General features: G+C 64.7%; 10 protein-coding genes. All 10 read left to right on the forward strand.

The annotated features are described in order from the left end of the window. Nucleotides 1–10 precede the first annotated feature (10 nt). The 10 genes from pssA (at nucleotide 11) to DMR_RS07455 (ending at nucleotide 11623) form a co-directional block, all read left to right on the forward strand. Nucleotides 11–781 carry a CDP-diacylglycerol--serine O-phosphatidyltransferase gene (gene pssA, locus DMR_RS07410; RefSeq protein WP_015860293.1) on the forward strand — a complete coding sequence of 257 codons (771 nt, stop codon included), beginning with the start codon at nucleotides 11–13 and terminating at the stop codon, nucleotides 779–781. Between the two features lie 122 nt (nucleotides 782–903). Beyond that, nucleotides 904–2445 (forward strand): 2-isopropylmalate synthase, encoded by a 1542-nt coding sequence (locus tag DMR_RS07415; protein WP_015860294.1) that lies wholly within the window; start codon nucleotides 904–906, stop codon nucleotides 2443–2445. Further along, the gene (leuC, locus tag DMR_RS07420; RefSeq protein ID WP_015860295.1) at nucleotides 2430–3689 is read left to right on the forward strand and encodes a 3-isopropylmalate dehydratase large subunit; all 1260 of its coding nucleotides are present in this window, start codon (nucleotides 2430–2432) and stop codon (nucleotides 3687–3689) included. Before DMR_RS07415 ends, leuC begins: the two co-directional genes overlap by 16 nt. Before the next feature lie 107 nt (nucleotides 3690–3796). Then, a complete protein-coding gene (locus tag DMR_RS07425) occupies nucleotides 3797–4294 on the forward strand; it encodes a 3-isopropylmalate dehydratase small subunit (protein WP_015860296.1) in 498 nt (165 codons plus the stop codon). 190 nt (nucleotides 4295–4484) lie between these two features. Further along, the gene (gene leuB, locus DMR_RS07430; protein ID WP_015860297.1) at nucleotides 4485–5561 is read left to right on the forward strand and encodes a 3-isopropylmalate dehydrogenase; all 1077 of its coding nucleotides are present in this window, start codon (nucleotides 4485–4487) and stop codon (nucleotides 5559–5561) included. Between the two features lie 236 nt (nucleotides 5562–5797). Then, nucleotides 5798–7798, forward strand: a complete 2001-nt coding sequence (locus DMR_RS07435) for an ABC-F family ATP-binding cassette domain-containing protein (protein WP_015860298.1) — start codon at nucleotides 5798–5800, stop codon at nucleotides 7796–7798. Next, on the forward strand, nucleotides 7795–8199 hold the full coding sequence (locus tag DMR_RS07440; protein ID WP_015860299.1) for a (deoxy)nucleoside triphosphate pyrophosphohydrolase: 405 nt from the start codon (nucleotides 7795–7797) through the stop codon (nucleotides 8197–8199). The genes DMR_RS07435 and DMR_RS07440 overlap by 4 nt, the downstream gene beginning before the upstream one ends. A gap of 133 nt (nucleotides 8200–8332) precedes the next feature. Continuing rightward, nucleotides 8333–9205, forward strand: coding sequence for a methylenetetrahydrofolate reductase [NAD(P)H] (metF, locus tag DMR_RS07445; protein WP_043600276.1), 873 nt, complete (start codon nucleotides 8333–8335; stop codon nucleotides 9203–9205). Between the two features lie 207 nt (nucleotides 9206–9412). After that, the gene (locus DMR_RS07450; protein WP_015860301.1) at nucleotides 9413–10438 is read left to right on the forward strand and encodes an aspartate-semialdehyde dehydrogenase; all 1026 of its coding nucleotides are present in this window, start codon (nucleotides 9413–9415) and stop codon (nucleotides 10436–10438) included. Between the two features lie 243 nt (nucleotides 10439–10681). Then, entirely contained in the window at nucleotides 10682–11623 is a 942-nt protein-coding gene (locus DMR_RS07455) for an aminotransferase class IV (protein WP_015860302.1), read from the forward strand. Nucleotides 11624–11631: the final 8 nt, after the last annotated feature.

Genomic DNA, 11631 nt, shown 5'->3' on the forward strand with positions numbered 1-11631 from the left:
ACGTAGCGAGATGGAAGAAAAAGTCACCCAGAGCCGGGCTCGCAGGAGCGTGTATATCCTGCCGAACCTGTTCACCATGGCAAGCCTGTTCGCGGGCTTTCTGGGGGTGCTTTGGGCTATCGAAGGGCAGTTTGACATGACGGCCCTGGCCATTCTCTTCTCCTGCCTTTTCGATGGCCTTGACGGCAAGGTGGCCCGGCTCACCGGCACCAGCAGCGATTTTGGCGTGCAGTTCGACTCCCTGGCCGATCTCGTGGCCTTCGGCGTGGCCCCGGCCATCATGGTCTACCAGTGGCAGCTGGCCCGCTTCGGCCGCCTGGGGATTCTGGCCGCCTTCATGCTCGTGGCCTGCGGCGCGCTGCGGCTCGCCCGGTTCAACGTCATGTCCGGCAAGACCACCACCTCCAAGAAGTTCTTCGTGGGCCTGCCCATCCCGGCCGCTGGCTGCATGATCGCGCTGTTTTTCATGTTCGAGCGCTATCTGCCCGACGACATCGCCGCCGCTGTCATCCCCAAGGCCTGCCTCGTGCTCGTGTACGCCTTGTCCTTCCTCATGGTCAGCCGCGTGCGCTACGCGTCGTTTAAGGAACTCGGGCTGGTCAAGGCCCATCCCTTCAGCGCCATGGTCACGGCGCTGCTGCTTTTCGTCGTGGTCGCCTCCGAGCCCTGGCTCATGGGCTTCCTGCTCTTTTCCGCCTACCTCATCTCCGGCATCTTCTACACCTTCTTCATTCTGCCGCGCCGCACCAAGCTACGGGAGCCCCTCCAGGAGCTCTCATAACACCGTTATCCCCTTTTTGACATTTCTTGTCACTTGCCCCGGCCCAGGCCAACCAGAGTGCCTCGGCGCGTGCTCACGCGCGCCTGATCCTCTCCGCATAAGCGGAGAAAGGGGAGACCCTCATGTCCGACGACAACAGGGTATACATCTTTGATACCACGCTCCGTGACGGCGAACAGTCGCCCGGAGCCACCATGACCCGCGAAGAAAAAGTCCGCATGGCCCGCCAACTCGAAACCCTTGGCGTGGACATCATCGAGGCCGGTTTCCCGGCCGCCAGCGAAGGCGATTTCCAGGCCGTCTCGGCCATCGCCGCCGCCGTCAAGACCCCGGTGGTGGCCGCCCTGTGCCGGGCCCTGGCCTCGGACATCGACCGGGGCTTTGAAGCCATCAAGGGCGCGCAGCGCCGCCGCATCCACACCTTCCTGGCCACCTCCGAGCTGCACATGCAGCACAAGTTGAACAAGACCCCGACCCAGGTTCTCGACATGATCGAGGCGGCCGTTTCCCACGCCGCGTCCAAGGGCGTCGAGGTCCAGTTCTCGGCCGAGGACGCCTCACGCTCCGAACCTGCCTTCCTCGTTGCCGCCTGCGAGCGGGCCATAAACGCCGGCGCGACCATCCTCAACATCCCCGACACCGTGGGCTACGCCCAGCCGGCCGAGTTCGCCGAGCTTATCCGCCACCTCATGACCACCGTGCGCGGAGCCGGCGGCGTCACCTTCGCCGTCCACTGCCACAACGACCTGGGCCTGGCCGTGGCCAACACCCTGGCCGCCCTCCACGCCGGCGCGCGCCAGGCCGAAGTGACGCTCTCCGGCATCGGCGAACGGGCCGGCAACGCCTCCCTGGAGCAGGTCGTCATGGGCCTCAACACCCGGCCCAACTACTATAACCTGACCACCGGCATCGTCACCGAGGAGCTTTTCCCCTCCTGCCGCCGCCTGTCGGGCATCATCGGCCAGCCGATTCCGCCCTATGCCCCCATCATGGGTCGCAACGCCTTTGCCCACGAGTCCGGCATCCACCAGCACGGCGTGCTCAAGGATCGCCGCACCTACGAGATCATGACTGCCGAGAGCATCGGCCGCAAAGGCGCTGTGGTGGTGCTTGGCAAACACTCCGGCCGCCATGCTCTGGACGCCAAGGTCAAGGAACTCGGCTATGCTTTAAACGACGAAGAGCTGCTCGTGGTCTTCGTGGCCGTCAAACAGCTGGCTGACCGCAAGCAGCGCATCCTGGACGAAGACATCGAGGCCCTTATCCTCGAAAAAGTCCTGCGCCGCCCGGACCGCTACGCCTTGCAGTTCCTGTCCGTACACTGCGGCAACGTGGAACTCGCGCCCTTTGCCGTGGTCGAAATGCAGGTGGAAGGCCAGACCGTGCGCCACTACAGCGCCGGTTCCGGCCCGGTGGACGCGGTCTTTAACGCCGTCTGCCAGGCCGTGGGCCGCAAGCCCGACCTCGAAGAATACCAGATCAACGCCATCACCGGCGGCACCGACGCCCAGGGCGAAGTGACCGTGCGCATCAAGGACGGAACCGCGACCACTGTCGGCCGCGGCGTCCACGACGACGTCATCATGGCCAGTACCCTGGCTTTTATCAACGCGCTCAACCGTTTGGCCAAGAAGGAGGAGGAACGGACATGCCCGCAACTTTAGCCGAGAAAATCCTGCAGCAGCACTGCGATGAGCAGATTACAGGTCCCGGGCAGATCGTCCGTTGCCGGCTTTCCCTGGTCCTGGCCAACGACATCACCGCGCCCCTGGCGATTAAGTCCTTTAAAAAGATGGGCGCGGCCGGCGTTTTCGACAAAGACAAGGTCACCATCGTCGCCGACCACTTCACGCCCAACAAGGACATCGAATCGGCCGAACAGGTGAAGGTCTGTCGCGAATTCGCCAAGGAAATGGGCATCACCCATTACTTCGAAGGCGGCAACGTCGGCGTCGAGCACGCGCTTTTGCCCGAACTCGGCCTGGTCGGCCCGGGTGACGTGGTCATCGGCGCGGACTCCCATACCTGCACCTACGGCGGTCTGGGAGCCTTCGCCACCGGCATGGGCTCCACCGACGTGGCCGCCGGCATGGCCCTGGGCGAAACCTGGTTCAAAGTGCCGCCCACCATCCAGGTCATCCTCACCGGCACGCTGCGCCAGTGGGTCGGGGCCAAGGACCTCATGCTGGCGCTCATCGGCACCATCGGCGTTTCCGGCGCGCTGTATAAGGCCCTGGAGTTTGTCGGCCCGCTGGCTTCGGCCCTGTCCGTCGAAGGCCGCATGACCATGTCCAACATGGCCATCGAAGCCGGCGGCAAGGTCGGACTCTTCGCCGCCGACGACAAGACCCTGGCCTACGCCGCCGCCCACGGCCGCAAAGGCGACAAGGCCATTGCCGCCGATGCCGGCGCGGCCTACGAACGCGTCGTCACCATCGACGCCACCGGCATGGAGCCGCAGATCGCCTGCCCGCACCTGCCCGACAACGTCAAGCCCGTCTCCGCCGTGGCCGGCCTCAAAGTCGATCAGGCCGTCATCGGTTCCTGCACCAACGGCCGCATCGAGGACCTGCGCGAAGCCGCCGCCATCCTCAAGGGCCGCAAGGTGAGCAAGGACGTGCGCACCATCATCCTGCCCGCCACCCCCAACATCTGGCGCCAAGCCCTGGCCGAAGGCCTCATCGAGACCTTCATGGACGCCGGCTGCATCGTCGGCCCCGCTACCTGCGGGCCGTGCCTGGGCGGCCACATGGGCATCCTGGCCGGCGGCGAACGCGCCATCGCCACCACCAACCGCAACTTCAAAGGCCGCATGGGCAGCCTGGAAAGCGAAGTCTACCTCTCCGGCCCCGCCGCCGCCGCCGCCGCCGCTGTTGCCGGCGAGATCATTGATCCGGCCAAGGTGTAGTAGAGAGAGGAAGAATAAGATGCCTCCGGCGGCCGGGGACCTGAGGCCCCCGGACCCCCCAATAAGGGGAGGGTCGCTCGCGAGGCTTAGAGCATAAGGAGAGAGACATGTACCACGGTACTGCCCATACGGTCGGCGCGCATATCGACACCGACGCCATCATTCCGGCCCGGTTCCTGGTCACCACCGACCCGGCCGAACTCGGGGCCAACTGCATGGAAGGCCTGGAAGCCGGCTGGATCAAGAAAGTGAAGCAGGGCGACATCATGGTTGCCGGCGAAAACTTCGGTTGCGGCTCGTCGCGCGAACACGCGCCCATAGCCCTGCTCGGAGCCGGCATCCCGGTGGTCATCGCCCACAGCTTCGCCCGAATCTTCTACCGCAACGGCTTCAACATGGGGCTGGTGCTGCTGGAGATCGGCGACGACGTGAGCAAAATCCACGACGGCGACGAACTCAAGGTCGATGCCGATACCGGCGTCATCAGTAACGTCACCACCGGCCAGACCATCCAGTGCAAACCCGTGCCGCCGTTCATGAAAGGCATTCTCGACAAAGGGGGCCTCATCCCCTACGTCCAGGACCGCTTGGCGGAGCGAGTGTAGGTAAGAAGGAAGAGAAGAGTGCCTCCGGCGGCTGGGGGCCTGAGGCCCCCAGACCCCCCAAATGGGTGAAGGGGGACCGGCTGGCCGAGTGCACTCTCGCATAAATAATTTGCCTTCCATTCAGGGGGTCCGGGGGGATTATCCCCCCGGCCGCCGGAGGCATCTTCAATAATATTTTCGAGGTTAGCACATGCGTTACAATATCTGCGTCATGCCGGGCGACGGCATTGGGCCGGAGATCGTGGCCGAGGCGGTGAAGGTTCTGGACGTGGTCGGCAAGAAGTTCGGCCTGGAGTTCGCCTACACCCAGGCGCTTATCGGCGGCGCGGCCATCGACGCCGTGGGTGTGCCGCTGCCTGATGAGACGGTCGCGGCCTGCAAGGCGGCTGACGCCGTGCTGCTCGGCGCGGTTGGCGGCCCCAAGTGGGACGAGATCGACCCGGCCATCCGCCCGGAAAAGGGCCTGCTTGGCATCCGCAAGGCGTTGGGACTGTTCGCCAACCTGCGTCCGGCCAAGCTGTTCCCGGAGCTGGCCGCCGCCTGCTGTCTGCGCCCGGACATCGTGGGCCAGGGCCTGGACGTCATGGTCATCCGCGAGCTGACCGGCGGCGCGTATTTCGGCGAACCGCGCGGCATTGAGAAGCGCGGCGACGAGGAAGTCGGGTTCAACACCATGGTCTATGCCGAGCACGAAGTGCGCCGCATCGCCAAGGTGGGCTTCGAGACCGCCCGCAAGCGCGGCAAGAAGCTGTGCTCCGTGGACAAGGCCAACGTGCTGGACGTCTCGCGCCTGTGGCGCAAGGTGGTCCTGGAAGTGGCCAAGGACTACCCGGACGTGGAGTTGAGCCACATGTACGTGGACAACGCGGCCATGCAGCTCGTGCGCGCTCCGTCGCAGTTCGACGTCATCGTGACGGAAAACCTTTTCGGCGACATCCTGTCCGACGAAGCGGCGGTCATCACCGGTTCCATCGGCATGTTGCCCTCGGCTTCCCTTGGCGCGGCCAACCCGGGCCTGTACGAGCCCATCCACGGCTCGGCCCCGGACATCGCCGGCCAGGACAAGGCCAACCCCCTGGCCACCATCCTGTCCGTGGCCATGATGCTCAAGCATTCCTTTGACCAGCCCGCCGCCGCCGAGGCCATCGAAGCCGCCTGCGCCAAGGTGCTGGCCGACGGCTACCGCACCGGCGACATCATGGAGCCGGGCAAGACCCTGGTCGGCTGCAAAGCCATGGGGCAGTTGGTGGTCGAGCGTTTGGGATAGTCATTCTCGTTTGTTTTCAGCTCATTAAAGCGTCACGGGCAGGAGACCCCCTCGGGGCTGGTTCTCCTGCCCGTTTTTGCGTACAACGCGCGCGAAGCCGATGAAGGTTCTGACGGAACCCTCTTGCCACGCTATCGGGGATTCCAAAGGGCGAGAGCCCTTTGGCCGCCGGAGGCTTCCTCCTGATCCTATGGCCGGCTCCACGAAATAACTTCCAGCCAAACGACGCACTCCCCATGGCCAAAGTCAGTCTGCAAAATATTTCCAAGGCCTATGCCGGCCGCGACCTGTTTAGGGAATTCTCCCTGGAGATCCCCGGCGGTACGCGCCTGGCCGTGGTCGGCCAGAACGGCGCGGGCAAGTCCACGCTTCTTAAACTCATTGCCGGCGTGTCCGAACCCGACAGCGGCCGGATGGTCCTCTCCACCGGCGCGCGCCTGGGCTATGTGGCCCAGGAAATGGACGCTTCCGATCTCGGCATGTCGCTTTTAGCCTGGGTCATGGCCGCGCTGCCGTCCTGGAAGGAATTCTGGCAACGCTACGACGCGGCCGTGGCCGCCGGCGACGAGGCGGCCATGACGGCCCTGGCCCACGAGCAGGCCAGCCTCGAACATGCCCTGGGCTACAATCCCGAGCATCGGGCCAAGACCATCCTTTCGGGCCTGGGGTTTGAGGAAAAGCATATGGCCGGCCCCTTGTCCGGCCTGTCCGGCGGCTGGCGCGAGCGGGCCAAGCTCGCCCGGGTGCTCACGGCCGGGGCCGACGTGCTGCTTCTGGACGAACCCACCAACCATCTCGACCTCGAAGCCGTGGCCTGGTTGGAGGCGTTTTTGACCGCCTTCGAGGGCGTGCTCATCTTCGTGGCCCACGACCGGGTGTTTCTCGACCGCGTGGCTACCCACACGCTGTTTTTGGGCGAAACCAAGCCCATCTGGCGGCCCGGGTCGTTCTCCCAGTTTTTGGCCTGGCGCGAGGAGATGGAAAAGCAGTGGGAGCGGCAGGCTGCGGCCATCGACAACAAGATCAAGCAGCACAACGTCTTTATCGACCGCTTCCGCTACAAGTCGAGCAAGGCCCGGCAGGCCCAGAGCAAGCTCAAAAACGTGGAAAAGCTCAACAAGGAGATCGAGAGCCTGCGCGGCGACCGGCCCGACGTGCGCGGCCGCACCCTCGATTTCTCCCTGCCCGAGCCCGAGCGCTGCGACAAGACCGTGTGCGCCGCCGCCGATCTGGCCTACCACTGGCCCGACCGCGCGCCGCTGTGGCCGCCGCTCACCTTTCAGCTGTTCCGGGGCCAGAAGGTGGCGCTCGTCGGCCACAACGGCGCGGGCAAGACCACGCTTCTAAAGCTCATCGTCGGCGTCAACAAACCCAACGACGGCCGGCTGGTCCTCGGCACGGGCGTCAAGCTGGGGTATTTCAGCCAGCACCAGACGGAGATCCTCAATACCGAAGGCACGGTCATGTCCGAGATGCGGCGCATGGCCGGCCCCAAGGCCACGCATCTGGAGTGCTGCTCCACCCTGGGGCTGTTCCTTCTGGGCGAGGACTATTGGGACCGCCGGGTGTTCGAGCTCTCCGGCGGCGAGAAGTCGCGGCTGGTGTTGGCGGGTCTCTTTTCGGCGCGGGCCAATTTCCTGGTCCTGGACGAACCCACCAACCACCTGGACCTGGAAAGCCGCGAAGCGCTGGTGCGCGCCCTGGCCGAATATTCGGGCACCATCCTGATGGTCGCCCACGACCGTTATCTCTTGCGCGAGGCCGCCGCCGAGGTCTGGTCCGTGGGGGCTGAGGGGCTGGTCGTTTACGAGGAAGGCTACGCCGCCTACGAGGCGGCCCGGCTGGCCGAGGCCGCCGCCGCGTCCAAGGCCGAGGGGGCGGGCGCGGCCGAGGACAACGCCCAAAGCGCGCCCAAGCTGTCGCGCCAGGAGGACAAGGAGCGCAAGCGCCGGGTGGCCGAGCTGCGAAACGCCCTCTACCGCGACATCAAACCCAAGCGCGAGGCCTTTGAGAAGCTCGAAGCCGAGCTGGAAACCTTGCTGGCCAAGCAGTCCGAAGTCGAGGCCGTCATGGCCGATCCCGAAACCTACGCCCAGCGCGAACTGTTTTCCAAGCTCAGCAAGGAGTACAGCGACCTTTCGCGCGAAGCCGAGGATCTGCTCGCCCGCATGGCCGTCATGGAAGAGGAGATCGCCGATCTGGAGGCCCGCCGGGCCGCCCTGGTGGAGGATGTATGAGCGGGGCCGCCAAAGTTGTCGAGGTGGTGGCCGCCGTCATCTGGAAGGACGGCCGGTATCTCGGCGTCAAGCGCCCCGAGGGCAAGGCCATGGCCGGAGCCTATGAATTTCCAGGCGGTAAGATCGAACCGGGCGAGACGCCGGAGAAGGCGCTGGACCGCGAACTTTGTGAAGAATTGGGCATAAGGCCTGTCACGATTGCCTTTTTCCGCGAAAAAGCGCATGCCTACCAACACCTCTCGGTTCGTCTCCATTTTTTTCACGTCCGGGCGTATGACGGGGAGCCGCTCCCCTTGGAAGGCCAGGACATGGAATGGCTGACGCCCGAACAGGGCAGGACCAGACCGTTTCTGGAGGCCGACCGCGACATCGTGGACGCCCTAGTGGCCGAAACGGCTTGACCCGCCGGCTTATTTGCCGGCAATGCCAACCCCCCTTGAAGAGTTTTTGGGGAAAGGGGGCCCGGGGGAAAACCCCTTTGTGCAAAAAGGGGTTTTCCCCCGGTTCTTCCTTCCCCTCCCCAAAGGAGACGCTGTGCGGATCAGGGAGTTGATGGAGGCCAGGCGGCCGTTTGTTTCGTTGGAGTTTTTCCCGCCCAAGGAGCGTGAGGCCTGGGACGGGTTTTTCGGCGTGGTCGAGAAGCTCATCCCGGTGCGCCCGCTTTTCGTCTCCGTCACCTACGGGGCCGGCGGCAGCACCCATGCCCACACGCTGGAGATCGTCTCGCGCCTGAAGACCGCCTACGGCCTGGAGCCCATGGCCCATCTGACGTGCGTGGGCGCGAGCAAGGACAAGATTCGCGGTTTCCTCGGCGCCCTGGCCCAGGCCGGCGTGGACAACGTCCTGGCCCTTCGCGGCGATCCGCCCAAGGGGCAGGAGACGTTCGTGCCGGATTCCGAGGATTTCCAGCACGCTTCCGATCTCGTGGCCTTCATCCGGGCCGAGTATCCGAACCTGTGCCTGGGCGTGGCCGGCTATCCCGAGTGTCATCCCGAGGCCGTCTCGCCGCAAGAAGATCTGGAGCATCTGCGCCATAAGCTGGCCCTGGGCGGCAGCTTTGCCGTCACCCAGCTCTTTTTCGACAACGACCGCTATTTCGATTTCGTGGCCCGGGCCCGGGCCGCCGGCATTGACGCGCCCATGGTGCCGGGCGTGTTGCCGGTCCTCAGCCTGGCCAGCATCAAGCGGTTTGCCGCCCTGTGCGGCGCGTCGCTGCCGCCGGCCTACATGGCCGAGCTGGAAGCGGCCGATGCCGCCGGCGGCAACGCCGCCGTGGCCGAGGTTGGCATCGCTTACGCCCGCAAGCAGGCCCAGGATCTGCTGCGCCGGGGCGCGCCGGGCGTGCATCTCTACACGCTCAACAAGGCCGAGGCCGTGCTCTCCATCGTCTCGGGCCTGGAATATTAGTCGGGACACCGTCGGGGGCAGAGAGAAGAACCATATTGAAGCCGTTCCCGTTGCGGGTTTCCAAAGGGCGGCAGCCCTTTGGCCGCCGGAGGCTTCTCCCCCTGAACATCTCGCAACGCATTGACGACAATTTTCGCCGCGCTTCCTGTCGGGATGCGCTCGGTTGCGGAGTGCGGCACACACGCAGATTGCCTTACGGAGGATCGTATGGGCGGGGGCGAGTTGGTTGTGGCAGTGGCCGGCGCCACGGGCGCCGTTGGCCGTGAAATGCTCAAGACGCTGGAAGGTCGCGCTTTCCCGGCAACGACCGTGAAAGCCTTGGCGTCCTCGCGCTCGGCCGGCACTACCGTGCCGTTTGCCGGCGGGGAGCTCATCGTCGAGGAAATGACCGAGAAATCCTTTGAAGGCGTCGACATCGCGCTGTTTTCCGCCGGCGGCTCCACCTCGAAACAGTTCGCTCCGTTCGCGGTCAAGTCCGGTTGCGTGGTCATCGACAATTCCAGCGCCTGGCGCATGGACCCCGAGGTGCCGCTGGTGGTGCCCGAGGTCAATCCCGAGGACGTGGACTGGCACAAGGGCATCATCGCCAATCCCAACTGTTCGACCATCCAGATGGTGGTGGCGCTCAAGCCCCTGCACGACGTGGGGAAAATCAAGCGCGTCATTGTTTCCACCTATCAGGCCGTGTCCGGCACTGGCCAGAAGGCCATTGCCGAGCTGGAAACGCAGGTGCGCCAGCTGTTCAACAGCCAGGAACCGGACGTGAAGGTGTATCCGCACCAGATCGCGTTTAACTGTCTGCCCCAGATCGACGTCTTCTCCGATGGTGACTACACCTTCGAAGAGATCAAGATGATCAAAGAGACCAACAAGATCATGGGTGACGACTCCATCAAGGTGACGGCCACCACTGTGCGCGTGCCGGTTTTCTACGGCCACAGCGAGTCGGTCAACATCGAGACGGAAAAAAAGATCACGGCCAAGGAAGCCCGGGCCATCCTGTCCCAGGCTCCGGGCGTCGTGGTCTACGACAACCCGGCCGAGAAGATCTATCCCATGCCGCTGATGGCCGGCGGCGAAGACCCGGTCTTCGTCGGACGCATCCGCGAGGACAACACCATCGAAAACGGCCTGCACCTGTGGATCGTGGCCGATAACATCCGCAAGGGCGCGGCGCTCAACGCCGTGCAGATCGCTGAACTGCTCATGGAACGCGGCCAGGTGCGCGTTTAGGCGGGGAGAGGGAAGAGAAGATGCCTCCGGCGGCCAGGAGAGGCTCTGCCTCTCCTGGACCTCTCCGCCGGGGGCCTGAGGCCCCCGGACCCCCCAATTGGGTAGAAGGGGAGCGTTGGTGCGGACCATGGAAAATGGCGCCGCGACAACGCGCGAATGGTGCTTGCTAAGGCCTCGGAAGCGGGGCAAACGGGGGAAACGGCCGAGCGTCGTTTCCCCCATTTTGCATAGAAGGAGTGTCCCATGCCTGAGATTGCTGACGCCCAAACGTATTTGGAACGCCTGCTGGCCGCGCCGCGCCCCGGGGGCGAGGGCGTGCTGGCGTTTTACGACCACCGTATCGGCGTCATCGGCAAGGACCCGCGACTCATGCTCATGCCGCTGGACGACCATCTCGTCCACCGGGGCGACGGCGTCTTCGAGACCCTCAAATACATTGGTCGCAAACTGTATCAGGTGAAGCCGCATTTCGACCGCATGGCCCGCTCGGCGGCGGCGATCCATCTTGATCCGCCGTGTTCCTGGGACAAGGTCGCCAAGCTGACCCTTGACGTCTGCCGGGCCGGCGGCGTCGACGACGGCATGGTGCGGGTGCTGGTCGGACGCGGCCCCGGCGGCTTTGGCATCGACCCGGCCGAATGCCCGACCCCGAGCCTGACCATCGTGGCCTACCGCTTCCACCCCCGGCCGGCCGTGTCCTTTGCTCAGGGCGTCACCGCCTTTCGCACCTCCATCCCGGCCAAGCAGAACTACCTGGCCCGCATCAAATCCATCGATTACCTGCCCAATGTGCTCATGAAGCGCGAGGCGACCGCGCGCGGCGAAGATTATCCGGTCTGCTACGACGACAAGGGCTTTCTGGCCGAAGGGGCCACGGAAAACATCTGCATCGTGGACGCCGCCGGCCGCTTCGTGGTGCCGGAACTCACCAACGCGCTGACAGGCACCACCTTGCTTCGGGCCGTTGAGCTTATGGAGGGCGAGATGGAAGTGGTCTTTACCGGCATCCGCGAGGAAGACATCGCCACGGCCCGGGAAATGTTCATCCTCGGCACCACCAACGATTGCCTGAGCATCGTGCGCTACAACGGCGTCCCCGTCGGCGACGGCCGGCCCGGGCCGGTGTCGAAAGCCCTCAAGGAACGCCTGGTTGCCGACATCGCGGCGAACGGGACGGCATTTTAGGGTAAGCG

It is taken from the genome of Solidesulfovibrio magneticus RS-1 (genome assembly GCF_000010665.1).
GTDB classification, from domain to species: Bacteria; Desulfobacterota; Desulfovibrionia; order Desulfovibrionales; family Desulfovibrionaceae; genus Solidesulfovibrio; species Solidesulfovibrio magneticus.